The following is a 25,160-nucleotide window of genomic DNA, read 5'->3' on the forward strand; positions in this document are numbered from 1 at the left end:
TGGGGCCCGCCCCGGCGCCCAGCCCGCCGACCAGCGGCACACGACCGGCGACTCTGGGAGTTCACCTCGTTGACTGCACAGCCTGAAATCCTGTACGGGGCCGACGACCTCACCCACCTTGAGGGTCTGGACGCGGTCCGGAAGCGGCCCGGGATGTACATCGGGTCGACCGACGGCCGTGGCGTGGGTCACCTGTTCAACGAGATCGTGGACAACTCCACCGACGAGGGTGTCGCCGGTCACGCGACCCGGGTCGAGGTCACCCTGCACGCCGACGGCTCGGTGCAGGTCGACGACGACGGCCGGGGGATCCCGACCGACGTGCACGCCAAGTCCGGGCTCTCCGGCGTCGAGCTGGTGCTGACCCGGCTGCACGCGGGCGGAAAGTTCGGCAACTCCGGCTACAAGACCTCCGGCGGCCTGCACGGGGTGGGCGCCTCGGCGGTCAACGCCCTCTCCCGGCGGTTCGACGTCACGGTGCGCCGGGACGGCAAGATCCACCAGATGTCGTTCCAGCACGGCGTACCGGGAATATTCGACGGTGCCGGCGCCGGGGCGCCCTTCGCCGCGCACCCGGGGCTGCGCCTGCTGGGCAAGATGAAGCGGGGCGAGTCGACCGGCACGTCGATCCGCTACTGGCACGACGCGCGCTACTTCGAGACCGGGGCCACCCTCGACGTCGAGGCGGTCCGCACCAAGCTCCGGCACACCGCGTTCCTGGTGCCCGGCGTGACCTACGTGCTGCGGGACGCCACCGGCGGGGCGATCAGCGCCGAGACGTTCCACTTCCCGAACGGCCTGGCCGACATGGTCGACTACCTCGCGCCGGCCGCCGACAAGCCGGTCTCCGGCACTCTGCTGGTCACCGGCGAGGGCACCTACCGGGAGAACGCCGCCGACGCCAACGGCGTGATGCGCAGCAACGTCGAACGCCGGGCCGAGGTCGAGGTGGCGTTCCGCTGGGGCACCGGCTACGAGCGGACCGTCGAGTGCTTCACCAACACCATCCGCAACGTGCACGGCGGCACCCACCGCCGGGGCTTCGAGCGGGGCGCCACCCGGGCCCTGGTCGACGCGATCCGTAACGCCCGCGGCCTGCTCAAGCCGAAGGAGGACGCCCCGGTCCTGGACGACATCCTCGAGGGCCTCACCGCCGTCGTGCACGTCCGGATCCCGGAGCCGCAGTTCACCTCGCAGACCAAGGACGAGCTCTCCACCGCCCCGGTGACCAAGGTGGTGCAGACCGTCGTCGAGCAGCACATCAAGGCCTGGCTGGAGGACCGCAAGACCAAGGCCGAGGCGCGTACGGTGCTTCAGAAGATCGTCGACGCGGCCCGGGTCCGGCTGACCCAGAAGCAGCAGAAGGACGCCGCCCGGCGCAAGACCGCGCTGGAGGGCGCGGCGATGCCGCCGAAGCTGGTCGACTGCCGCTCCACCGGGGTCGAGCGCAGCGAGTTGTTCATCGTCGAGGGGGACAGCGCGCTCGGCACCGCCCGGCTGGCCCGCTCTAGTGAATACCAGGCGTTGCTGCCGATCCGGGGCAAGATCCTCAATGTCCAGAAGGCGAGCCTCCAGCAGGTGCTGGACAACGCCGAGTGCTCGGCGATCATCCAGGTGCTCGGGGCGGGTTCCGGGCGCACCTTCGACCTGGCCTCGCTCCGGTACGGCCGCATCCTGATCATGGCCGACGCGGACGTGGACGGCTCGCACATCCGTACCCTGCTGATCACGCTCTTCGCCAAGTACATGCGGCCGGTGATCGAGGCGGGCCGGCTCTACGCCGCCGTGCCACCGCTGCACAAGATCAGCACCAAGGGGAAGAACCCGGAGACCCACTACACCTACACCCAGGCGGAGATGGTCGCCACCGTCGGCCGGCTGGAGAAGGCCAAGAAGCAGGTGGTCACCCCGATTCCCCGGTTCAAGGGCCTCGGCGAGATGGACGCCGACGAGCTCTGGGACACCACCATGAACCCGGCCAGCCGGATGGTCCGGCGGATCACCATGGACGACGCCGAGGCGGCCGAGCAGGTCCTCGAACTGCTGATGGGCGAGAAGGTCGAGCCCCGGAAGAACTGGCTGATCGACTCGGCGAACCGGGTCGACCAGGAGGCGATCGACGCCTGATCCGCCGGGCGGACAGGCACGCGGAACCGACAGCGGCCGGGGCACCGGCCGGGCGAGGGAAGAGAGCGCTCAAGTCATGGCACGCCGTACGGGTAAGGGACCCAAGGTCGACCTGTCCGCCTTCGACCAGGCGGGGGCCCGGGTCCTCGACAACCCACTGGCCACCGAGGTCGAGGACTCCTACCTGGAGTACGCCTTCTCGGTGATCCACTCCCGTGCGCTCCCGGACGCGCGGGACGGCCTCAAGCCGGTGCACCGGCGCATCCTCTACTCGATGAGCGAGCAGGGGCACCGGCCCGACCGGGCGCACGTGAAGTCGGCCCGGGTCATCGGCGACGTGATGGGTAAGTTTCATCCCCACGGTGACGGGGCGATCTACGACGCGATGGTCAGGTTGGCCCAGGACTTCTCGCTGAACGCGCCGCTCATCGACGGGCATGGAAATTTTGGATCCCCGGACGATGGACCGGCTGCGGCGCGTTACACCGAAGCCCGAATGTCCCGCGAGGCGATGCTGCTGGTCGGTGAGCTGGGCGAGGGCACGGTCGACTTCAAGCCCAACTACGACGGCTCGCTGACCGAGCCCTCGGTGCTGCCGGCCGCGTTCCCGAACCTGCTGGTCAACGGCACCTCGGGCATCGCGGTCGGGATGGCCACCAACATGATCCCGCACAACCTCGGCGAGGTGGTCGCGGCGGCCCGCTGGCTGATCGACCACCCGGACGCCGACCTGGACAAGCTGATGGAGTTCGTACCCGGTCCCGACCTGCCCACCGGTGGCCTGCTGCTGGGGCTGGACGAGGTGCGCAAGGCGTACGAGACGGGCCGGGGCGTGGTGCGGATGCGGGCCCGGGTGGAGACCGGTCCGCTGGAGGGGAGCCGGGGCCGGCAGGCGATCACCGTGGTCGAGCTGCCGTACGGGGTCGGCGCCGAGAAGATCATCGAAGCGATCACCGACGAGGTACGCGGCAAGCTGATCACCTCCGGCCCGCGCAAGGGGCAGCGGCAGGCAGCCCGGCTCCAGGGCATCGCAGACGTCAAGGACCTGACCGACCGGGAGAACGGCACCCGGCTGGTGATCGAGTGCAAGGTCGGGGTCAACCCCCAGGCGCTGCTCGCCGACCTCTACCGGCTCACCCCGCTGGAGCAGTCCTTCGGGGTCAACAATCTCGTCCTGGTGGACGGCCAGCCGCAGACCCTCGGGCTCAAGCGCCTGCTGGAGGTCTTCCTGGCCCACCGCTACGAGGTGGTGACCCGGCGTACGACGTTCCGCCGGCAGAAGCGGGCCGACCGGCTGCACCTGGTCGACGGCCTGCTGATGGCGCTGCTCGACATCGACGAGGTGGTCCGGCTGATCCGGGCCAGCGAGAATGCCCAGGCGGCCAAGGACGGCCTGATGAGCCAGTTCGGGCTCTCCGAGATCCAGGCCACCTACATCCTGGACACCCCGCTGCGTCGGCTCACCAAGTTCGACCGGATCGAGCTGGAGGTGGAGCGGGAGCGGCTGCGCGACGAGATCGCCGCGCTGACCGAGATCCTGGAGGACGACCGGGTGCTCCGCAGAGTCGTCTCCGACGAGCTGGCCGCGGTGGTGGACGAGTTCGCCACGACGCGGCGTACCACGCTGATCGACGGGGACCTCAAGGAGGTGCTGGCGGCCTCGGCGCCGGCCGGGCCGCTGGAGGTCGCCGACGACCCGTGCCAGGTGATCCTCTCCGCCACCGGGCTGGTCGCCCGGACCGCCGCCGAGTCGGAGGAGGCCGCCGAGGGGCGGCGCCGCAACGGCCGGACCAAGCACGACGCGGTACGCGCCGTCGTGCACACCACCGCCCGGGGTCAGGTGCTGCTGGTGACCAGCGCGGGGCGGGCGTTCAAGACCGACGTGCTGCCGCTGCCGGTGCTGCCGGAGCAGGCCGGTACGGTCTCGCTCTCCGGCGGGATGTCCACCGCCGAACTGGTGCCGCTGGAGCCGGGGGAGACGGTCGTCGGGTTGGCGCCCCTCGGCGAGCGCGGTGCCGGTTCGCCCGGCCTGGCCCTCGGCACCCGGCAGGGCGTGGTCAAGGTCTGCGCTCCCGACTGGCCGGTCCGCTCGGACGAGTTCGAGGTGATCGGGCTGCGTGACGGTGACGAGGTGGTCGGGGCGACCTGGCTGACCGACGGCGCGGAGACGCTCGCCTTCGTCACCTCGGACGCCTCGCTGCTGCGCTTCCCGGCCACGCTGGTCCGGCCGCAGGGTGTCAAGGGCGGGGGCATGGCCGGGATCAACCTCGGCTCCGGTGCCGAGGTGGTCTTCTTCGGCGCGGTCCGCACCGACGAGGCGGAGCAGGGCGAGCCGATGGTGGTCACCTCGACCGGCAGCGGCGTGAAGGTGACCCCGTTCGCGCTCTATCCGGCGAAGGGCCGGGCCACCGGAGGGGTACGCGCCCAGCGCTTCCTCAAGGGCGAGTCCAAGCTGGTCGTCGCCTGGATCGGGCCGCGACCGGTGGGCATCAGCAAGCGTGGCGAGCCGATGGCGCTGCCCGAGCCGGACCAGCGCCGGGACGGTTCCGGGGCGGCGATGTTCGGCCCGGACAAGGTGGGCCACCTGATCGAACGCGGCTGAGCCGTGACACTCCCGTCCCGGGTCTCGCCACAGCGAGGCCCGGGACGGGCACGTGTGCCGACGCGGGCACGTGTGCCGACGGCCGATCCGCCATCCGGCGTACCGCCGGGCTTCACATGATCTTCAAGAGCCGGGCGACCGCCCTGTCCACACTGGCCGACGACATCGTCGGTGGTGAGGGCAGGTGCGGCAGCGATGGACGGCTTTCCGATCAGCAGGCGGCGGTTCCTGACGGTCGCCGGTGGCGCCGCCACGGTGGTGGCGGTGAGCCAACTCGTCGCCGAGCTGCCCGAGGCGTACGCGGCGGAGCTGGATGCCGCCCCGTTCACCCTCGGGGTCGCCTCCGGCGAACCGCAGCACGACAGCGTGGTGCTCTGGACCCGGCTCGCCCCGGACCCGCTGGACGCGGTCGACGGCGGGATGCCGGCCGAGCCGGTGCGGGTGCGCTGGGAGGTGGCCCGGGACCCCGGGTTCCGGCATCTGGTCCGGACCGGTGAGGTGACCGCACTGCCCGAGTCGGCCCACTCGGTGCACGTGGTGGTGCCGCACCTGAGCCCGGACCGCTGGTACTGGTATCGCTTCCGGGTCGGCGAGGCCACCAGCCGGATCGGGCGTACCCGGACGTTGCCGGCGCCCGGGGCGAAGGCCGACCACCTGCGGTTCGCCTTCGCCTCCTGCCAGTCCTGGGCCGGCGGCCCGTACCCGGCCTACCGGGACATGGCCGAGCAGGAGCTGGACTTCGTGGTGCACCTCGGTGACTACATCTACGAGACCACCGACGGCAGCCTGACCGAGTTCCGCCGGCTGCACGCCCTCTACAAGACCTCGCCCGACCTGCGCGCCGCGCACGCCCGGTTCCCGTTCATCCTCACCTGGGACGACCACGAGGTGCAGAACAACTACGCCGGGCCGGTCGCCGGGGCGGCCGGGGACGGGCGGCCGTTCCTGGAGCGCCGGGCGAACGGCTACCAGGCGTACCACGAGCACCTGCCGCTCCGCCCCGAGCAGCGGCCGGACGGGCCGGACATGCTGCTCTACCGCCGGTTCGATTTCGGCCGGCTGGCCCGGTTCAGCGTGCTGGACACCCGGCAGTACCGCAGCGACCAGGCCCTCGGCGACGGCCGCAAGGAGCCGACCGGCGAGGTCTTCGACCCGACCCGGACGATGACCGGCCCGGAGCAGGAGCGCTGGCTGCTGGACGGGCTGCGCCGGTCGAAGGCCCGCTGGAACGTCATCGCCCAGCAGACCATCATGGCCGCCTTCGACTACGACCTCGGGCCGGGGCGGATCGTCAACCTGGACCAGTGGGACGGCTATCCGCCGGCCCGGTCCCGGATCCTCGATTTCGTGTCCCGGCACCGGATCTCGAACCCCGTCGTGCTGAGTGGAGACTGGCACACCCACTGGGTCAACGACCTCAAGACCGACTTCGCCGATCCGCGCTCCCGGACCGTCGCCACCGAGTTCGTCGGCACCTCGATCTCCTCCGGTGCCGGCTGGGACGCGGACGTCCGGGCCGGGCTGGCCGCCAATCCGCACGTGCGGTTCTACAACGGCAGCTACCGGGGGTACGTGATCTGCGACGTCACCGAGCGGCGCTGGCGGGCCGACCTGCGGATCGTGCTGGACGCCCGTGACCCGGCCTCGCCGGCGTACACGATCGCGGCGTTCGAGGTGCGCGACGGGGTGCCGGGGGCGCGCCGGATCGACGCCGGGGACGGCATCGTCGGCCGGGTCGCCGACCAGGACACCGGCGACCCGCTGCCGAACGTGCAGGTGGCGGTCTTCCGCACCGACGGCGGCCGGCTGGTGGCCAGCACGACCGATCCCTCCGGCGAGGTGCTGGCCTTCGCGCCGCCCGGCGACTACACGGTCACCGTCAACGGGGTCGGCTACGAGCCGCTGACCCGGCAGGTCGCCGTCCGGGCCGGTACGCCGACCCGGCTCGACCTGCGGCTGACCCGGGCGGCGGCCCGGGCCGGGACGGGCCGGACGGTTCCCGGGCCGCAGTCCTCGGCCGGTGTGACCGACCCGGTGCTCGGCAACGACCTGGTGGCGCTGGCCGTCTCGGCCGGTACGGACGACCCGCAACTGTCCGGGGTGACGGTCGGCAAGCCGTTGGACTTCGCCGCCGTCGGCCACCTCGACCAGCTCGACTGGATCAACCTGCCGTACGCCTCGGCGGCCCAGCCGCGCGGCGGCAACGCCTGGCAGCAGCGCACCGTCCGGTCCACCGCCGTCGAGGTGCTGGACGGGCCGGTGGCGGCGGTCCGGGTCACCGGGGTCAGCACCGCCGTGCCGGACATCGCGGTGGTGACCACATACAGCATCCGGCCGGGTGAGCCGTGGGTGGCGGCGGAGAGCGTCTTCCACAACGGCGGGGCGGTGCCGCGCACGTTCTGGACCGGGGACGCCCTCGACCATGACGGTGCCGGGCAGCGCAGCGGGGTACCGGGGCACGGCATCATCACCAGCGGCACTCCGGCCGACTATCCGCCGGCCGCGCCCTGGATCGGGATGACCGGCTCGGACCGGCAGACCTACGGACTGTGCTACGAGGACACCGGGTTCACGGCGTACGCCGCGTACAACTGGGTGATGAGCCAGCGGCAGGTGACGCTGGAGCCGGGGGCGACGTTCACGCTGCGGCGGCGGATCGTGGCGCTGGACAACGGCGGGGCGACCGACCCGTTCGCCGTACTCGAGAGAATTTGACGGTCCACGGCTCGGGCGTCGTACCGATCACCCGGATGATCCGCTCCGGCTTCTCCTTCGACATCCGGGGCGCGATCCTGATCATGCTGCTCCTTCCGCTGATGGTCGCGCTCGTCGGGCTGGGGGCGTGATGGCGGCCCCGGGGTCCGGTACGGAGGTGCGGCGCATCGCGGTGATTCCCGGTGACGGCATCGGGGTCGAGGTGACCGAGGCGGCCCGGCAGGTGCTCGACGCGGTGGCCCGGCGGCACCGGATCGCGCTGGCGTACGACGAGTTCAAAGAACGACAACTGCGGGCATCGCCCACCCGGCACGTCCGCTCAAGCCGAGATCAGCGCGTCCGAAGGGAGGTCCTATGATCGACACCAGTAGTTATGCCGAGCCGAGAGGACAGCGATGGGCGTAGTCCACATATTCGTTCGGGCCACCGAAGAGGAGTTGACGCGCGCAATCGCCGATCCGACGAGCTTCGAAGGGACGTCAGGCCGTCCCCCGGAGGAGATGGCGGACCTCGACAAGGCGTTGCCAGACATCCAGGAACTCCTCGTCGCAGCGGACATCAAGGTCGACCTAGAACTGGGCGGCGAAATGATCTTTCCCTACGGCAACGACACGGACTTCGTCATGGTCTGGAGCGTTGACGACGTCGCTGACACCGCCGAACAACTCCGCGACGTGCCGTTCGACCGGCTGGCCACCTTCCTTGACGACCCGGACCTCGTTGACGACCCGGACGAGCTCGACTACCTGAAGGAATACTACGAGGACCTGGTCGGCTTCTTCGTTGCCGCGGCGGAGGCTCGCGCAGGTGCTTTCATGATCACGTCTTAACGTCACTGCACGTCCCTCGCGATGAGCGCAGTGAGCGTCTTCTCCGCGCACACCCGAGATCAATGAGGCATCGGTTCCGCTGCGTGTCTCGCGTATCTGAGGCACTGCAGCTCGCCGTGCCGGTCATGCCTCAAGCCCGGTGAGACAGGACAACCGCGGGCGGTACGGGTGTGGTGTCGCACGTCGGTGCGGCGGCGCTGCTGCGGATGCTCGCCGATCGGGCCGGGCTGACCGCGGCGATGTCGGCCGGGCTGGCCCGTAGGGGCTGGGCGCCGGTCCATGATCGGGATCGGGTGCTGGTCGACCTAGCCGTCGGACCACCGCCCCAGTTGCGTCACCGCGCCTTCGGTGCGGAAGAATGCCCTCATGACCGAGGACCGTGAGTTCCCCTCAGGCTCCAAACTGGACACCACGGTTCCGCACTCGGCGCGGATCTGGAACTACTGGCTCGGCGGCAAGGACAACTTCGCGGTCGACCGGGCCGCCGGCGATGAGGTGATCGCACACATCCCGGACATCCCCATCGGGGCCAAGTCCGAGCGCGCGTTCCTCAAGCGCGTGGTCAGGTTTCTCGTCGAGGATGCCGGCGTCCGTCAGTTCCTCGACGTCGGCACCGGGCTTCCCTCGGCGGACAACACCCACGAGGTCGCGCAGTCCCTCGACCCGCGCTGCCGGGTGGTCTACGTCGACAACGACCCGCTCGTCATGGTGCATGCGCGTGCGCTCCTGACCAGCGCGCCGGGCGGCAGCTGCGACTACGTCGAAGCCGATCTGCGGCAGCCGGACACGATACTCGCGTCCGCGCGGCAGACGCTCGACTTCTCGCAGCCGATCGGGCTCATGCTCCTCGGCGTCGTCAACCACCTCATGGACGACGACGTGGCGTACGGCTCCGTCGCGCAGCTGGTGCAGGCGATGCCCGCCGGTAGCTACCTGGTGCTCACCCACTCCACCGCGGAGATCCACGGCGAGCCGATGCTGCGCGTGATGCGGGAAACCACCGAGCGCGGCGGCACGCCAATCCGCGCCAGGACGAAGATGGAGCTCGAACGCTTCTTCGACGGCTTGGATCTGCTGGAGCCCGGCGTCGTTACGTGCTCGCGCTGGCGCCCCGACCCGGAGTCCGACGAGCCGGAGGTCTACCTGTTCGGCGGCGTCGGCCGCATCGGCTGAGCTGAGCCTCTCGACGCCGGTCAGCCACGAGGGCAACCTATCCGCGGGCACGGGGTGTCCCTATCGGTCTGGTCAAGTCCCAGAAGGGGCCGACGTCAACCGGTGGGTGAGTTCGTCGAGGCAGGTGGTGAGGTCGGCGGCGGTGGACATGTCGTAGTGGGTACGGCACCGACGCCTCATCCGACGGTACGGGCACGCAATCGTGCACACCGCCTACCGCACCGCCGGTCAGATTTGGGAGACTTTGACGCACCGCGGCTGGGGAGTCCCCTGCGCCCTCGCCCGTGACATCCACCTGCCACACCGGTTCGGGCACCAGAACTGGCCAGCCGACCCCCGTGACCCGGTCCACCACACGGCGGTCTACCCGGAGTTCGTCACCCTCACCGAACTGCTCGTCTGCCCGCACTGGCGACCGTTCGCGATGTCGGCCTCAGCGGCCGACCGCGACCGGTTCCGCGCCGAGTTCCAGCGCCGCCTCCCACCCGCCTACCACGACCTGGCCAACACCGATCCGCAACTGTTCGCCATCGTGCGACACGCACCCGTCAGCCACAGGCACAGCCCAGCACCCGAGACCTACACATCCACACCAGCGCCACCAGGAGGAGCCCACCGATGATGGAAACCGAGGTACCGCCCGGAGACGCCAATCCATCCGGGTCGCCGAGCAGGGCAGCGGGCTGGTTGGCAGACACCCGGACCTCCTACGACACAGTCGCCGACAGCTACTCCGACTACACACGTGAAGCTCTGGCTAAGCAGCCCTACCTACTCGCGGCTCTGGCGCTGTTCGCCGACCTGGTCCACGCCATCGATGGTGGGCCAGTGGCGGACGTTGGTTGCGGACCAGGACACGTCACTGCCCACCTGCACAAGCTGGGCGTCGACACGTTCGGCATCGACCTGTCACCCGCGATGATCGACCTGGCCCGGCGTGAGCACCCCGACCTGCGGTTCGAAGTGGGCTCGATGACGGACCTGCAACTCGCCGACGCTTCGATCGCCGCACTCCTCGCGTTCTGGTCGTTGATCCACATCCCCGACAACGCGGTTCCCACGGTGTTCGGCCACTTCCATCGGGTGTTGCGTCCCGGCGGACCGCTAATGCTCGGCTTTCACGTTGGCGACGAGTCGCGGTTGAAGACGCAGGGCTACGGCGGCCACCCGATGAAGGTCTACGTCCACCGCCGCCAGCCTGACCAAGTGGCCGCGTGGCTACGCGACGCCGGATTCACGGTCAAGGCCCAAATGATCCTCGACCTCGACCAGAGCGTCCCAGGCGCGATCCTCTTCGCATACCGCCAGCCCTAACCTCGCCTGCGATCCGGCCGGCGCCCGCCACATTCAATGAGACGACGTGCCGCATCCGGCGTCACCACGCCACCTTCGATGAGACTTCACCCGAAGCCGTCTCACCGATGTTGTCGTCCTCCAGGTCAGCGCCCTTGCGCCGCGCCAACTCGGCTGAGACGGGACACTCGGCTTCGTAGCGATGGGATCGAACTCGGCTTCAGTAGTGGCGCCGGCGCGGGTACACCGCGGCGAGCACGAAGCCCGCCAGCCCGATCCCGCCGCCAGCCCAGCCGAGCCATCCGGGGATCCTGCCGAGCGCCACGGAGCTGTCGGGCTGCGCGCCGAATCCGACGCTGGTGGCCCGGTCGCCCAGGATCCGCGCGTCCACTGCGATCGGCTCGCTGGGTTCGGCGGAATACCGGACAGCGTCCTCTCGGAGCCGCTGGAGTTCCTCCCTCGATAAACGGATCGTGACGGGCGTTTCGGTGCCGTCGGAGGCCCAGGAGCCGTCGCACTCACGACTCTGCGTGCAGAAGAGCCTGGGGTTCATCTCGACCTGCCCCGGCTCGCCGTACCTCCAGACGTATTCGGGCCCGCCGCGCTCGAACCATCCCATGCACGCCAGCACGCCGACGGTCAGACCTATCCCGGCCAGGAGCAGCGCCCATCCGGGTGCGTCGCGGAAAGAAGCGATCCGGCCCTCAAGGTTGGCGATGACGAGGACGGGGATCACGAACACCCCGGCGAATCCCAGCATGGCGGCCAGCAGGATCATGCCGGCGAGCCGCGTCCCCGGGTCATCGAGGAGGACCCACACGATCAAGGATGCCGCCGCGACGAGCGGCAGGGTCCAGAGCGTCAGCCTCCGTTTCGACACGCCTCCATCTTGGCACCCGGTCCCGTAAGCGTCGCTCCTGTGCGGGGCAGGGGTACGAGGCACAGCCTTCCGGTGCGCGGCCTCGCAGCAGCTCCAGCTCAACTGGTAACGCGGGCGACAACCGGCAGGGAGACGGGGTCAGCGGGGCGGTTCCGGCTCGGTGACGTCCGCGACCCGGCCGTCCAGGGCGGCGACGGCCGCATCGGCCTCCAGCGCCACGGCGGTGCCCCGCTCGCCGGTACCGAGCGTGATGGTGCGGCCCCGGATCCGTTCGTCCGCCACCACCGGCCAGGCCGTGCGGGAGCCGAACGGGGTGATGGTGCCGCGCTCGTAGCCGGTCGCCGTCTTGGCCTCGTCGGCGTCCGGCAGGGCGAGCCGGTTGACCCCGAGCAGGGTACGCAGCTTCGGCCAGGAGATCACCCGGTCGCCGGGTACCAGGACGAAGACGAAGTCCTGCGCGCCCCGGCGTACCACGATGGTCTTCACCACGTCCGGGACCTCGACGCCGATCGCCTCGGCGGCCTCGGCGACGCTGCGGACCGGCCCGTGCCGGATCACCCGGTGCGGGATACCGGCCGAGGTGAGGGCGGTGATCGCGGACATGGCGTCACCGTACCCGCCGGCCGGGCGGCGCCGTGGCAGGTCCGGCGGACCGGGCGGGGGTAGCCGGACCAACACCGACCCGGTCCCGTCGGGCCGTCCGGGCGTCGACCGCCCCGAGCGGGAGATGGAGTACGCGAAGATCGTCCGCCGGGCCATGGCGCGGAGCGCGAGGTGTCCGAGGCAGGGCGAGGCCCTGGCCGGATCGTGCGAGAGCTCGCGCGTCGTGGCGCACAGCAGAGCCGCGTACTCGATCGGGTGTACCGTCCAAGGTGGTGGGCGGTGGAATAGCGGCCGGCGCCCCGCCACCCAGACCGCTACCTGGGAGCCTGCGATGACCGAGACGTTCGGTGCCCGACTCCGCGCCCACCGCGAGCGCGCCGGAAAGACCCGATCTGTCCTCGGCGGACTCGTCGGCCGGTCGGCCGACTGGGTGAAAGCCCTGGAGAACGGCCGGCTACTCACCCCCAGGCTCCCGATGTTGATGCGCCTCGCCGAGGTGCTCGACATCAGCGACCTGGCCGAGCTGACCGGCGAGCAGGCCATGCCCGTCGCCTCCGTGACCCGGGCCGGTCACCCCGCCGTGGAGCGGGTCGCTGCCGCGATGCAGCGCAGCAATTTGCCCGCCGGAGACCCGACCTCAGCAGACCTGCTGCGCGGCCGGGTTGACCAGGCGTGGACGCTCTGGCACCGGTCGACCACCGAGCGGTCGGCGGTCGCCGCCGTGCTGCCCGATCTGCTCGACGAGGCACGGGTGTCGGTACGACGACTCGATGGGACCGCCCGGCGGGCCGCGCTGGTCGAGTTGGCTCGCGTCTACCACCTGGCGCAGCTTTACGTCGCGAACCAGCCGTACCCGGAACTGGTGTGGCTTGCCGCCGACCGGGCGATGCAGGCCGCCCAGGATGCCGACGACCCGGCCGCCATTGCCGTCGCCGCCTGGTACTACGCGCACGTCTACCGTTCGTCGGCCCAGGTCGACGCCGCCGAGCAGGTGCTGACCGATGCCGCCGTGCTGCTCGACCCGGCCACCGGCACCGAGGTGGCAGCCCGGTGGGGCCAGCTTCAGCTCGGGCTCGCGCTGGGGCACGCTAAGATCGGCCGGGCCGGCCAGGCATGGCGGGCATGGGACCTGGCCGATGAGACCGCCGGCCGGCTTGGCGCCGGATACGTGCACCCCTGGCTGATGTTCGGGGCGACCGCTGTCGACGCATACGGCGTCACGGTGGAGGTCGATTTGGTGCGTCCGGGGGAGGCGGTCCGCCGCGCCGACCAGGTGCACTATTCGGCCCTGCCGTCCCGGACCCGCCGGGCGACGCACTTGGTCGATGCTGCCCGGGCCCACCTGCTCCGCCGCGAGGAGGTCGCCACCGTGCACCTGCTCGGCCGGGCGTTGCGGGAGAGCGTCGACACCGTACGGCACCGACCGGATGCTCGGGTCGCCGTGATCGAGCTATCCGGGCGCCGGGGCACCATCGGCGAGGATGCCCGTGAACTTGCCCTAGCCATCGGCATCGGCGGGTAGGTGTACCACTGGGACACTCTGTCCCCGTTGCTCGCTGTGATCTCTCCTACCGTCTCCGTGCATGGGCGCGCGGACGGTGCTGTCGAGTACCGGTTTGCATCCGTGTGCCCCGGCTGGCCCGGGGCTCCGTCCCCCGGAGTTCCGGGCCAGCCCATCGGATGAGGTTCGGAGTGGCGCACCGTGACTGTGCTCAGGGCGCCGTGGCACGCAGGAGGGTCCGCACGGTGAACCAGCAAACCCAGCAGCAGACCGAACAGACCGACGAGCAGGTCGTGGCCGAGCATCTCGCCGGGCATCGGTGTGCGGAGTGCGCACCCCGGGGCGGTTGTATGCGGATGCTTCGGGTCATCCGCCGCCGCCAGGCGCGTGCCGACCTCGCCGCCGCCCTCACCGCCCGGACCGGGGTGAGGGGATGGTTACCCGGCTGGTCCGACGCTGGCTGACCGTGGAGTGGCCGGTACCGATCGAGTGTGCCTTCGCCCGTCTCGTGCTGGGCACGCACGCGCTGCGGGAGTGTGGCCGGTGCGGGCCGGACGGCTGCCCGCTCTGGTCGTGGGTGATCGAGATCCACCGGCGGGAGCATGCGGTCCGGGTGCTGCTGGGCGGGACGCTGCCGGCGGCGGTAACGGCTGGCGACGTACGCGCGGCCCTGGAGCGGGTCCGGTGAGCATGGTGCCGGAGAGTGCGCCCGGGTTGGCCGTCGACTGGGCGTGGGCCACGATCACCACGCACGCGGAGGGGCGGCATTGCGGCGGCTGCCGGGGCACCTGGTGTCCGACCGCCGAGTGGGCGCTGTGGGTCGTCATCACCGACCGGATCGTGCCCGTGGACCGGCGGCAGCTCGTCACGGTGGTGGCCCGGCAGGTGATGATCGCGCACTGGCCGCGTACGGTCGACGGCTGCCGGCCGTGCGGGCTGCCGGACTGCGGACGAATTCAGCTCGCCGGCACCTGGTTGGAGGTTGTCGGGGATGAGGCGGTGCCGGACTCGGTGAAGATCCTGCGGTCGACGCCGACCGACGCCGAGCTGCGCCGCATCACCGGTATGGACGAGCGGACGGTGGTGCACCGGATCGAGAAGGCCGGCGCGAAGCGGACGGCGTGCAACGAGACGGTCGCGAAGCTGTCGCCGATGGAGGGGACGACAACCGATCCGGCCAGGGTGACGTGTCAGCTATGCCGGTGAGCGTCCGGCCGAGAGCGTGTGCACCGATGCGCTTCGTCCGTGCGGCACAGGAGATGGAGCAGGCGCCGGTGCTGCGCCGATCGGGGCGTGCGACCCCGAACGGGTAGGTGGAACCGGGTTCGGAGCTACCGGCGGACCGAGCAACAATTGCGCACCTACGAGCCGTACCGAAGGGAACAGCCCACATGTCGAGCGATGTCAGCAGCGCAGAGCCGGAGACCCGTGGCGAGGCCGGATCCGCCGGCCCGGACCTGATCAGTCGGGAGATCCGGCTGGCCGCCCGGCCGCACGGCGCACCCGGCCCGGAGAACTTCGCACTCGCCAGCACCACCGTGCCCGCGCCCGGACCGGGCCAGATCCTGGTGCGGAACACCTGGATGTCGGTCGACCCGTACATGCGGGGGCGGATGGACAACCGGAAGTCGTACATGCCGCCGTTCCGGGTCGGTGCCGTCCTGGACGGCGGCGCGATCGGCGAGGTCGTCGCCTCCGAGGCCCCGGCGGTACCGGTCGGGGCGACCGTGTCGCACGTGCTCGGCTGGCGCGAGTACGCCGTACTCGACGCCGCCGCCGCGACCGTGGTCGACACCTCGGTCGCGCCCGCCGAGGCGTACCTCGGGGTGCTCGGCCTGCCCGGGCTGACCGCGTACGTCGCGCTCACCGACACCGCTCCGGTCCGTCCGGGGGACGTGGTCTTCGTCTCCGCCGCCGCAGGTGCGGTGGGCTCGGTCGCCGGACAGTTCGCCCGCAAGCTCGGCGCTGCCCGGGTGATCGGCTCGGCCGGCGGCCCGGAGAAGGCGAGGCGGCTGGTCGAAGAGTTCGGCTACGACGCGGCGATCGACTACCGGGCCGGTTCGATCGGTGCGCAGTTGGCGGCGGCGGCGCCCGACGGGATCGACGTCTACCTGGACAACGTCGGTACCGACCACCTGGCGGCCGCCCTGGCCGCGCTGCACGTCGGTGGCCGGGTCGCGCTGGTCGGCGCGATCAGCGTCTACAACGCGACCGCGCCGGTGCCCGGCCCGACCAACCTGGTGCTGGCGCTGACCAAGCGGCTCAGCCTGCGGGGCATGCTGGTGACCGACCACCTGGACCGGTTCGCCGAGTACCTTCCGCTGGCGGCGGGCTGGCTGGCCGACGGCACGCTGCGGACCGCGACCACGGTCCGGGACGGGATCGAGGCGGCTCCGGGCGCCTTCCTGGAGATGCTCGGGGGCGGCAACGTCGGCAAGATGCTGGTCCGGCTCGCCGACCAGACCCGTTAGCGACCGACCGCGCCGCGTCCCAATGCGGGGTCCGGGAGGCGGCGCGGTGCTGGCTGGACCGGACGTCCTCGACCCGTCCCCACTGGGGTCCACGATGGTCGGTGCGGGCGGGACGGTGAGGTAACCGGACGGACATGTCCGAACCGGTTGCTCGACCCCTCCGGCCTGCCCGGGCCGGTCCTGCCGGCGCCGGTCCGGAAACAAATCGGCAATCTCCTCTATTCCGTTGCGGAAACACACCCCTTACAGACTCGGCGTCCCACGGATCTTCCTAGGGGGACGGCATGAGCGAGAGCGGTGGGCGATTCAGGCAGCTCGGGCTCCGTGGCCGTGCCGACGAGCGCGGCGAGGAGACGGCATGAACCAGCAGGACCAGTCCACGGTCAGCCGGCGGGGCTTCCTCCGCGCGGTCGGCGTCAGCGGCGGGGCGGGCGCGATGCTCGCCACGATGGGCGCGCTCGGGCTCGCCCCGACCGCCGCCTCGGCGGTACCGCCGTTCCGGGCACCGACCCGCGCCGACTTCAGCCTGACCGGCCGGTCCGGTGCCCGGGTGGTGGTGCTCGGCGGCGGCGTCGCCGGCCTCGCCGTCGCGTACGAGCTGGGCAAGGCGGGGTACGACTGCACGGTGCTGGAGGCGCGCTCCCGGGCCGGTGGCCGGAACCTGACCGTCCGGGGCGGCACCGTGGAGACCGACCTGGACGGGCACACCCAGCGGGCCAGGTTCTCCGACGGGGTCTACTTCAACGCCGGCCCCGGCCGGATCGCGCAGTGGATGGTCACCATGGACTACTGCCGCGAGCTGGGCGTACCGGTGGAGGTGTTCACCAACGCGAACGCGGACGCCTGGATCTACAACTCCTCGGCCGGGATGACCGTGCCGGTCCGCTACCGCACCGCCAAGGCGGACGTCTACGGGTACGTCTCCGAGCTGCTGGCCAAGGCGACCGACCAGGGAGCGCTGGACGACCGGCTGACCGGCGACGACAAGCAGCGGCTGCTCTCGTTCCTACAGAGCTACGGCGCGATCGGTGGGCGCACCAGCGGGTGGGCGTACACCGGCACCAGCCGGCGGGGGTACGCCAGCTATCCCGGCGCGGGCAACGACGCGGGCGTACCGCTGGATGCCCCGCCGCCGTTGTCCGACGTCTTCGCCAGCAACGTCGGCCGGTACTTCTCCTTTGAGCTGGGTTACGACCAGGCGATGCTGATGTTCCAGCCGGTCGGCGGGATGGACCAGATTCCCCGGGCGCTGGCGAAGGCGGTCGGCACGCACCGGATCCAGCTCGGCGCCGAGGTGACCGGGGTGACCGACCGGGGCGGCAAGGTCGAGGTGACCTACCGGCGGGGTGGCCGGGAGCGCCTGGTCCGGGCCGACTTCTGCGTGGCGACGCTGCCGCCGCACCTGATGGCCCGGGTGCCGCACAACCTCGGCGCCGACGTGACGGCGGCGCTCGGCAGCTTCCCGACCACCGCCTCCGGCAAGATCGGTCTGGAGTACCGGAGCCGCTGGTGGGAGCTTGACCAGCGGATCTACGGCGGCATCACGGAGACCGACCTCGACCTGTCGCACATCTGGTACCCGTCGCACGGCTTCCACGGCCGGCGGGGCCTGATCGTCGGCTACTACAACACCGGGGCGAACGCGCGGGCGTACAGCGCGCTGACCCCGATGCAGCGGCAGGAGCGGGCGGTCATGCAGGGCGTGAAGATCCACGGCGAGAAGTACCGCTCCGAGCTGGTGACGGCGTACTCGCACGCCTGGGACCGGACCCGCTACCTGGAGGGCGCCTGGACCTCGCCGCCACACGGCACCGCCGGCTACGACCTGCTGCTCCGGCCCGCCGGCCGGGTCTACTTCGCCGGGGACTGGCTGAGCCACGAGGTGGCCTGGCAGCACGGCGCGTTCGTCTCGGCCCGCTCGGTGGTCACCGCGCTGCACCAGCGGGTGATGGCCGGCTGACCCGTCGCCGGGACACCACCTGCGTGACCGCCGGCCGATAAGAGCAGCGGCACCACCACCCGGCGACCGGGCGGCGGATCAGAGCAGCGGGGCGACGTCCCGGGTGATCGGTACGGCCAGCACGGTCGGGCTCTCCGTGCCGAGCGCGGACCGGAACGCCGCCCGGAACTCGTCCACCGACTCCACCTGGTGGGCGGTGCAGCCGTAGCCACGGGCGATGCCGGGGATGTCCAGACCGGGGAGTTCCAGTCCGGGTACCCCCGGCGCGTCCTCCAGTTCGGCGAAGGCCTTCAGCACGCCGTACTCCTGGTTGACCGGTACCACGAAGACGACCGGCAGCCGGTGCTGCGCGGCGGTCCAGAGCGCCTGCGGCGAGTACTGGAACGAGCCGTCCCCGATCACCGCCACCACCGGCCGGTGCTGCCGGGTGTCGCGCTGGGCGAGTGCGATGCCGACCGCCGCCGGCAGCCCGAAGCCCAGGCCCCCGCTGGCCATCTTGAAGTAGGAGCCCGGTCGGGTGATCGTCAGTTGCCGGTGCAGCACGCTGAGGTTGGAGGGGGATTCGGGGACCACGATCCCGTCCGCCGGCCACTCGGCGGCGAGCGCGCCGAAGAGCGCCTCCGGGCTCAGCGGGGTGCCGGCGGCCCCGTCCGGCGCGCCGGCCCGGGGCGGTGGCATCGGCCGGTCGCTCGGCGGCAGCCGCTCGGCCAGCCCGGCGCAGGCCAGCGTGACGTCGCCGACCAGGCTGTCGCCGACCGGTGCCCGGGCCGCCTCGGCCGGGTCGTCGGTGACGTGCAGCAGCCGGGTGCCATCCGGCAGATAACCCCGCCGGCCGGGGACGTACGGGTAGTAACGGAACACCGGGGCACCGACCACCAGTACGGTGTCGTGCCCGACCAGTTTCTCGGCCAGCGGCCCGATCGCCGGCGGCAGCAGTCCCTGGAACTGGGGATGATCCTGGGGGAAGCCGACCCGGTCCGCGAACGGCGGCTGCCAGACCGGTGCCCGGCTCCGCTCGGCCAGGGCGACCGCCTCGGCCCAGCCGCCGCTGCGGTCGACCGCGGATCCGATCACCAGCATGGGGTTCCGGCTCGCCGCCAGGATCTCGGCGAACCGATCCAGTTCCGCCGGATCGGGCGCGACCCGGGTGCTCACCCGGCGTACCTGCGCGGTGCCGTTGGCTGGCTCGTCCCAGTCGTCCAGCGGCAGGGAGAGGTACACCGGCCCGGCCGGCGGCTGTACGGCGGTGGCGAGCGCCCGCATGAACGCCTCGGGAATGTCCTGCGCGCGCAGCGGCTCGTGACTCCATTTGACGTACGGCTCTGGCAGTTGGGTCGGGCGCACGTTCGTCAGCATCGGCTCGGACAAATTCATCGTCCGGGTCTGCTGGCCGGCGGTAACGATCATGGGTGTCTTGTTGTGCCAGGCGGTGACGAGGCTGCCCATTCCGTTTCCGGTGCCGGGTGCGGTGTGCAGGTTGACGTGCACCGGCCGGCCGGTGACCTGGGCGTAGCCGTCCGCCATCGCGACCGCGGAGGCCTCCTGGAGGGCCAGAACGTAGGCGAAGTCGGCCGGAAAGTTCTTCAGGAATGGCTCCTCGGTGGAGCCGGGGTTGCCGAAGAGGGTGGTGAGGCCGAGGGAACGGAGCAGGTCGTAGGTCGCTTCGTGCACCGTTGTCATCGGAAGGAGCCTCCTGGAGTCCTCGTCCCATGCTCGGACCACCGCGTCAAGCCGGTCATTTCCGTCATACCGTACGCGTACATGATCATGCCGGTTTATCTGTGCGACCGTCCACCGCCCCGGGCCCGGTCGCCGGTCGTCCCGATCGCGCTCGCAATCGCTGTTTTCGCTGTTCAGTGGGGTTGGCAACGGTGGAAGGCGGCCAGTAATCTCGGCGGGTCTGGTCCGGCCCCTTGGTCGCCATCTGGGTGACACCGGAGCAGACCCGCCGAGTCGTTCTGTAACGATCCGGGGACCCACAGTTATCTGGGGTGAATCCGCGAGCCGCTGGCCCGTGGTAGGGCGGCCTTCCCGCCCGAATCCGTCAGCTAACCCGGTAGGCGGTGTCGGAAGGAGTAGCTGTTCGTGCCGCACCACCCGGGCCCCGGCCCGTCCCCCCAGTTCCCTCGCTGCGTCGCGGCTCCGCTCCCGGTCGCCGCGACCGTCCCGGACCGCCCCAACCCGGACCGACCGACCCCAGGCCGGCACCTGAACCTGGCCCGATAGCGGTCTGTGACGCGGAAGTCGTCGACGCGCGGGCGCTGCCGGGTCCGCCGGCCAACTGGTCGCGGTCCCGGTGAGGCCGCCGGCCGGTCGCGACGGATCGTGGTGGCGCTGATTCCGCCGGTACGCCGATAGCGGCGCTCCCACCGGCCGGCGCAACCGTCGGTCCGTCCGTACCGTCGGCCCGTTCCGCCGAATTCGTCGGCGGGCCTCTCTCGGACGATTTCGTCCCGTGCGATTCCGTGCGATTTCGCGTCACATTCCGGCAGCGACTGAAACGCCGCGTCATTCCTTGCCCCCCGGTAGCGGTGACGCGCATTTCCCCTGGAGGATAACGTTGAAGCACGCAATTAACGGGCGGTTCCGGACCGCCATGTCGGGCCGGCGCAACCGGCTCGCGCTCGCCTCGGCCGCGGTGCTCGCCGCTGCCGCGTCCACCGGGGTCGTCCTGACCTCGACCGGCTCGGCCGAGGCCCCGGAGACCTCGACCGTCGCCGTCGCCGAACTCGGCATCCCGGCGGCGGGGCAGGCCGGAGCGGCCGTCACCACCGCCCCGGAGACCACCGCCCCGGAGACCACCGCCCCGGCGACCCCGGCGCAGCCGGCGACCACCGCGCCGGCCACCAAGGCGGCGAAGGCGGCCCCGGCCAGCACCCCGAGGAAGCCACCGGCGCCGCCGGAGTCGAAGCTGCTGGACTACCAGTTCCAGGCCCAGATCAACGGCTGGTACTGCGGCCCGGCCGCCACCCGGATCGCGCTGACCGTCCGGGACAAGCAGCCGAGCCAGGACGCCGTCGCCGCCGACCTCGGCACCACGATGAGCGGCACCAACTCGGCCGAGGACACCACCCGGGTGCTCAACAAGATCACCGGGACCGACTTCTACCGCACCACCGCCATTCCCGGCGGTGCGGCCACCCCGGCGCAGATGGACCGGCTCCAGGCGGACGTCGTGCACGCCGTCACCAGCGGGTACGCCGTGGTCGTCAACATCGCCGGCTCGGCAACCGACCTCGACGGCGGCTGGCACAGCTACCCCGGCGGGCACTACCTGACCGTGGTCGGCTACCGCGACGACGGCCGTACGGTGAAGATCGCCGACCCGGCCATCCCGGGCGAGGACAGCAACTACTGGATGACCACCATCGACCTGGCGAACTGGGCAGCCACCCGGGGCTACTCGTCCTGACCCGCCCCGCCCGCCGGTAGTACCGACGAGACGCCGGCCCGACGAGACGCCGGCCCGACCCACCCACCCGGACGACCCGTGCCGACCGGGGGTGTGGAGCGGGCCGGCGTCGTCGTGTCGTCGGCCGTGCGTGCCCGTGCTCAGGCGGGAATCACTGGCCCTGCCACACCGCCTGGGCGCCCGTGTCGCCGGTGCGGAACACGTAGTACAGGGTGATCCCGGCCGCCGCCAGGGACAGCACCCCGAGCACCAGGGTCAGCACCGGCGACCCCTTGGCGGCAGCGGCGGCCGGGCCGTCCCCGCCGCTCCCCTCGGTCCCGGCGGTCACCGGTGCGGCGGTGGCCCGGGGCTTGACCAGGAAGACCAGCGCCAGGGTCAGCACCCCGAGCGCGATCGTCGCGTACAGGGTGTTGGTGCCGAGGTCCTGGTGCTCCGCCAGCCGCGGCACGTACTCCGGGCTGACCCGGTTACGCGACTCCAGCCGGGCGAGGAACCGGTCACCGGAGAGCTTGGCCATCAGCGCGGCCAGCGGGGTGGCGACCGCGAGCAGTCCCAGCACCCAGCGCAGGTGCGGTCGGACGAACGGAACGAACGCGTACCCGACCGCGGCCAACGCGAGCAGTGGCACGAACACCACCGCGGCATGGACCAGGAAGGGGTGGGCGGGAATGCCCATGAACTCCTCAAGCACCGGCGCCTCCTCGGCGACAGATCGGCTGGCGAAAGCAAGGGGTGGACGGCAGGCGTACGGACCGGGCGGAGAGCAGGTCCGCCACGCCTGGCGGACTGGCGGCTTTCGAGAACGTTGACATGGTGCCCGGGGTGCCGACCGTTGACAAGGGTCGGACCGGTTCGGGCCGGTGCGGCGCCTCCCCGGAGGACGTGGTGGTGACCGGGTTCAAAGAGGACGGTCGTCCGCGCCGGGTGCGGGTGCCGGCTCGCCGACGACGTACTCGGTGTACTCGGCGACCGGGGTGAAGCCGAGCCGGTCGTACAGCTTGTACGCGGCGGTGTTCTCCGCGACGACGTTCAGCGCCACCGTGTCGACGGTCTCCAGCAGCCGCCGGCAGAGCGTCGCCACCACCGTGCTGGCCAGCCCCTGCCCCCGGTACGCCGGAGCCGTCGCCACGTTGCCCAGCGCGCCGACCCGGTATCGCGGCGACCAGACGTGCACCCCGGCGACGGCGACCAGTTCGCCGCCCCGGCGCATCCCCACGTAGTGGCCGGTCTCGACCATCCGGGGGTCGAACCAGTTGCCCGGATACGCCGCCCGGTAGAACGCGGTCAGTTCCGGTACGTCGGCCTCGGTGAGCACCTCGCCGCCGGGCGCCACCCGGGCCAGCCGGTCCGGGTCGGTGAGCGCCATCTTCAGGTGCGCCCCGCGCGACCTGACCGAGTACTCCCGGGCCAGCACCGCCGCGCCACCGGGGGAGAGGTGCGCCTCGAAGTGCCGGGGCAGCAGCGGGAGGAGGCCGGTGAGCAGTTCGGTGAGCACCGCCGGAGAGCGGTGCAGCGCCAGCAGCACCGGAGTGGGTCCACCCTGGTAGAGCAGCGCCACCGCATCGTCGCGCCGGTACCAGGTGGTGTACGGCCAGTAGAAGTCGTCGAGGTCGCCGAGCTCGTACGCGTGCAGGTGGGGGTCGCGGCGCAGCAGGCCGGCCAACTCGTTCCGGTCGTGGCTGGTCCTGATCATCGTCACCGGCGCATCATGGCACAGCCGCCGACCGTGCTCAGGAGACCGGCGCGGGGCGCGGCGACGGCACGGACCGCGTGGCGGCGCCGTCCAACTGCCGGCGGGCCTCGTCGAGGAACCCGTCGGCGTACCGCTGCTCCGGGAAGTCGCCGAGATAGCGGGTACGGGTCCGCCACCGGGTCTCGGCCAGCGGATCGCTGTCCAGCAGCCGGTCCAGTACGTCGTCCAGATTGGACATCTGCGAGTCCAGCACGTAGCCCGAGCCGGCCAGCGGGAACCCCGCGACGAACCGGTCACCCTCGCCGACCCGGTCGGTGACCGCGTACGGCTTGCCGGAGTAGAGGTAGTCGGAGATCACCGCAGAGACGTCCGAGACCAGCGCGTCGGAGGCGTTGACGCAGTCGACCAGGCTCATCTTCTTCGCCGCCTCGGCGCCGAAGACGTGCCGCCGTCCCGTGCTGGCCCGGTGCTCGGCGAGGAGCTGCTCGATCCGGGCGAGCTGCCGGGCCGACGCGGGATTCTGCGAGGTGTAGGGGTGGGCCCGCAGGATCACCGTCACGCCCCGGTCCAGCAGCCGGCGGACCAGGGTCTCGCCGACCGGCAGCGAGCAGTGGTCGACGTCGGCGTTGTGCCCGGTCCAGGTCGGCGTGTAGAGCACCACCTTGTCGGCCCGGTCCCGGATCGGCTCCCGACTGACCGCGATCGACTCCACCTGTGGCCGGCCGACGATGGCGAACTTCTCCCGGGGAATCGTCACACCGTTGCGGGCGTACCGGTCGATCGCCGCCTGTCCGGCCACGAAGATCCGGTCGAAGATCGCGGAGACCGGGTTGGCGCTCGGCGCCTTGTCACTGTCGCCGTGGTGCAACTGGATGTGCGTGAGGTGCGCGAACCGGATGCAGTGGCTGTTCTTGGCGCCGTGGTTGACGTAGAACGCCACCCGCAGGCTCGGCACGATCGCCTCGTCGATCGAGCGCGGCGTCGGGCAGACCACCACCGGCGCCGTGGTCGCGGCCGAGATCGTCGGCAGGAAGTTCGGCTCCCGCAGCAGCACCATGAACGGCCGGCCGATCCGCTCCAGGTACGGCAGCCACATCATGACCTGGTATTCCGAGCCGGGCGGCGCGGAGAAGTAGAGCAGGAACTCCGGCCGGTGCCGGCGGAGCGCTTGGGTGACCGCACTCTGCCCGCCGGAGGGCCGCAGCCGGCGCAGCGCGATCGGCCCGACCGCACCGATCGCTGCGGCCGCGCCGACCAGCACGGTGAGTACCAGGACGGGCCAGACCGGCAGGGTCAGCGCCGCGCTGCCGGCGAGTGCGACCAGTAGGACCAGCACCGCCGGGCCGAGCCGGTCGGCGACCAGCAGTGGCGACGACCGTACGCCGAGGTTGGCCGAGCGGACCTCCAGCTCGGCGGCGTCCCGCAGCGGCCGCTCGGCCAGGGTCAGCCCGAGCAGAGCCGCTCCGGTGAGCGCCAGCGCCACCCAGTTCAGCCGGGCCTCCGGCACCTGGTGGGCGTATCCGACCAGGACCCCGGCGATCAGCAGAACCGGCTCGGCGACCAGGTCGGCGCGCGGGTTGATCCGGCGCTCCAGCCAGACCGCGACCGCACCGGCCACCGCCAGGGCGAGGCCCGGCAGCTCGGCCGAGGTGAGGGCGAGGACCAGGAAGGACAGCACGGCCAGGCCGGCACTCAGACACCGGACGGTCAGTTTCCTGACCAGATCGCCACGCATGCGCTTCCTTCCGTGAGGCGGATCGCCGGATGGTGCCCCGACGTGCGGGGCCTGGCTAGGCGGTGCCGACCCGGGGCGGCGGCACCAGTTCGGTGGAGCGTTGCCGGCCGATCCGGCCGAGCCCGGGGTCCTGGCCCGAACCGTCCGGAGCGGTGCCGCTCGGCT

At 71.4% G+C, this 25,160-nt stretch carries 22 protein-coding genes, 1 pseudogene and 1 riboswitch; of the genes and pseudogenes, 17 read left to right on the plus strand and 6 right to left on the minus strand.

Annotated elements, in window-relative coordinates:
* The first annotated feature begins 69 nt into the window (after positions 1–69).
* The 10 genes and pseudogenes from ACSMXO_RS14775 (at position 70) to ACSMXO_RS14820 (ending at position 10,761) form a co-directional block, all read left to right on the plus strand.
* Entirely contained in the window at positions 70–2,127 is a 2,058-nt protein-coding gene (locus ACSMXO_RS14775) for a DNA gyrase/topoisomerase IV subunit B (protein ID WP_346258555.1), read from the plus strand.
* A 76-nt stretch (positions 2,128–2,203) separates the two neighbouring features.
* Positions 2,204–4,729 (plus strand): DNA gyrase/topoisomerase IV subunit A, encoded by a 2,526-nt coding sequence (locus ACSMXO_RS14780; protein ID WP_455418176.1) that lies wholly within the window; start codon positions 2,204–2,206, stop codon positions 4,727–4,729.
* Between the two features lie 195 nt (positions 4,730–4,924).
* Positions 4,925–7,444, plus strand: coding sequence for an alkaline phosphatase D family protein (locus ACSMXO_RS14785; protein WP_455418177.1), 2,520 nt, complete (start codon positions 4,925–4,927; stop codon positions 7,442–7,444).
* Complete coding sequence (locus ACSMXO_RS14790; protein ID WP_455418178.1) at positions 7,441–7,575, plus strand: hypothetical protein; 135 nt, start codon at positions 7,441–7,443, stop codon at positions 7,573–7,575. Before ACSMXO_RS14785 ends, ACSMXO_RS14790 begins: the two co-directional genes overlap by 4 nt.
* Positions 7,576–7,601: 26 nt before the next feature.
* Positions 7,602–7,802, plus strand: coding sequence for a hypothetical protein (locus tag ACSMXO_RS14795; protein ID WP_346258558.1), 201 nt, complete (start codon positions 7,602–7,604; stop codon positions 7,800–7,802).
* A gap of 37 nt (positions 7,803–7,839) precedes the next feature.
* On the plus strand, positions 7,840–8,274 hold the full coding sequence (locus ACSMXO_RS14800; protein WP_455418179.1) for a DUF1877 family protein: 435 nt from the start codon (positions 7,840–7,842) through the stop codon (positions 8,272–8,274).
* Positions 8,275–8,444: 170 nt separating this feature from the next.
* Positions 8,445–8,588 (plus strand): annotated as a pseudogene (locus ACSMXO_RS14805) (IS1380 family transposase); the annotation flags it as partial.
* Between the two features lie 52 nt (positions 8,589–8,640).
* Positions 8,641–9,447, plus strand: a complete 807-nt coding sequence (locus tag ACSMXO_RS14810; RefSeq protein ID WP_346258560.1) for an SAM-dependent methyltransferase — start codon at positions 8,641–8,643, stop codon at positions 9,445–9,447.
* A 244-nt stretch (positions 9,448–9,691) separates the two neighbouring features.
* Positions 9,692–10,069 (plus strand): hypothetical protein, encoded by a 378-nt coding sequence (locus tag ACSMXO_RS14815; RefSeq protein WP_455418180.1) that lies wholly within the window; start codon positions 9,692–9,694, stop codon positions 10,067–10,069.
* Complete coding sequence (locus ACSMXO_RS14820; RefSeq protein WP_455419239.1) at positions 10,069–10,761, plus strand: class I SAM-dependent methyltransferase; 693 nt, start codon at positions 10,069–10,071, stop codon at positions 10,759–10,761. Before ACSMXO_RS14815 ends, ACSMXO_RS14820 begins: the two co-directional genes overlap by 1 nt.
* 199 nt (positions 10,762–10,960) lie before the next feature.
* Here the strand turns inward: ACSMXO_RS14820 and ACSMXO_RS14825 are convergent, their stop codons facing one another.
* Positions 10,961–11,620, minus strand: a complete 660-nt coding sequence (locus tag ACSMXO_RS14825) for a hypothetical protein (protein WP_455418181.1) — start codon at positions 11,618–11,620, stop codon at positions 10,961–10,963.
* Between the two features lie 138 nt (positions 11,621–11,758).
* Entirely contained in the window at positions 11,759–12,223 is a 465-nt protein-coding gene (locus ACSMXO_RS14830) for an aminoacyl-tRNA deacylase (protein WP_455418182.1), read from the minus strand.
* A 331-nt stretch (positions 12,224–12,554) separates the two neighbouring features.
* Between ACSMXO_RS14830 and ACSMXO_RS14835 the strand changes: the two genes are divergently transcribed.
* The 6 genes from ACSMXO_RS14835 to ACSMXO_RS14860 all read left to right on the plus strand — a co-directional run bounded on the left by ACSMXO_RS14835 (position 12,555) and on the right by ACSMXO_RS14860 (position 18,155).
* A complete protein-coding gene (locus ACSMXO_RS14835) occupies positions 12,555–13,745 on the plus strand; it encodes a helix-turn-helix domain-containing protein (RefSeq protein WP_455418183.1) in 1,191 nt (396 codons plus the stop codon).
* 224 nt (positions 13,746–13,969) lie between these two features.
* Complete coding sequence (locus ACSMXO_RS14840) at positions 13,970–14,188, plus strand: hypothetical protein (protein ID WP_455418184.1); 219 nt, start codon at positions 13,970–13,972, stop codon at positions 14,186–14,188.
* The gene (locus tag ACSMXO_RS14845; protein WP_455418185.1) at positions 14,158–14,412 is read left to right on the plus strand and encodes a hypothetical protein; all 255 of its coding nucleotides are present in this window, start codon (positions 14,158–14,160) and stop codon (positions 14,410–14,412) included. The genes ACSMXO_RS14840 and ACSMXO_RS14845 overlap by 31 nt, the downstream gene beginning before the upstream one ends.
* On the plus strand, positions 14,409–14,930 hold the full coding sequence (locus tag ACSMXO_RS14850) for a hypothetical protein (RefSeq protein ID WP_455418186.1): 522 nt from the start codon (positions 14,409–14,411) through the stop codon (positions 14,928–14,930). Before ACSMXO_RS14845 ends, ACSMXO_RS14850 begins: the two co-directional genes overlap by 4 nt.
* Positions 14,931–15,115: 185 nt before the next feature.
* Positions 15,116–16,195 (plus strand): NADP-dependent oxidoreductase, encoded by a 1,080-nt coding sequence (locus ACSMXO_RS14855; RefSeq protein WP_455418187.1) that lies wholly within the window; start codon positions 15,116–15,118, stop codon positions 16,193–16,195.
* A 358-nt stretch (positions 16,196–16,553) separates the two neighbouring features.
* Entirely contained in the window at positions 16,554–18,155 is a 1,602-nt protein-coding gene (locus ACSMXO_RS14860; protein ID WP_455418188.1) for a flavin monoamine oxidase family protein, read from the plus strand.
* A gap of 78 nt (positions 18,156–18,233) precedes the next feature.
* On the opposite strand, the gene mdlC is transcribed toward ACSMXO_RS14860, so the two are convergent.
* Positions 18,234–19,835: a benzoylformate decarboxylase gene (mdlC, locus tag ACSMXO_RS14865; protein ID WP_346258569.1), complete on the minus strand. Its 1,602-nt coding sequence runs from the start codon at positions 19,833–19,835 to the stop codon at positions 18,234–18,236.
* Between the two features lie 256 nt (positions 19,836–20,091).
* Positions 20,092–20,233: riboswitch (cyclic di-AMP (ydaO/yuaA leader) on the plus strand.
* Positions 20,234–20,715: 482 nt separating this feature from the next.
* Here mdlC and ACSMXO_RS14870 point away from each other — a divergent pair.
* On the plus strand, positions 20,716–21,567 hold the full coding sequence (locus ACSMXO_RS14870; RefSeq protein WP_455418189.1) for a C39 family peptidase: 852 nt from the start codon (positions 20,716–20,718) through the stop codon (positions 21,565–21,567).
* 151 nt (positions 21,568–21,718) lie between these two features.
* Here the strand turns inward: ACSMXO_RS14870 and ACSMXO_RS14875 are convergent, their stop codons facing one another.
* From ACSMXO_RS14875 to ACSMXO_RS14885, 3 genes are all read right to left on the minus strand, one after another.
* Positions 21,719–22,258 carry a hypothetical protein gene (locus ACSMXO_RS14875; RefSeq protein WP_346258571.1) on the minus strand — a complete coding sequence of 180 codons (540 nt, stop codon included), beginning with the start codon at positions 22,256–22,258 and terminating at the stop codon, positions 21,719–21,721.
* Between the two features lie 207 nt (positions 22,259–22,465).
* Positions 22,466–23,260 carry a GNAT family N-acetyltransferase gene (locus tag ACSMXO_RS14880; protein ID WP_455419240.1) on the minus strand — a complete coding sequence of 265 codons (795 nt, stop codon included), beginning with the start codon at positions 23,258–23,260 and terminating at the stop codon, positions 22,466–22,468.
* Positions 23,261–23,297: 37 nt separating this feature from the next.
* Positions 23,298–24,995, minus strand: a complete 1,698-nt coding sequence (locus ACSMXO_RS14885) for a CDP-glycerol glycerophosphotransferase family protein (protein ID WP_455418190.1) — start codon at positions 24,993–24,995, stop codon at positions 23,298–23,300.
* Positions 24,996–25,160 lie beyond the last annotated feature (165 nt).

This window comes from Plantactinospora sp. DSM 117369, from assembly GCF_053764795.1.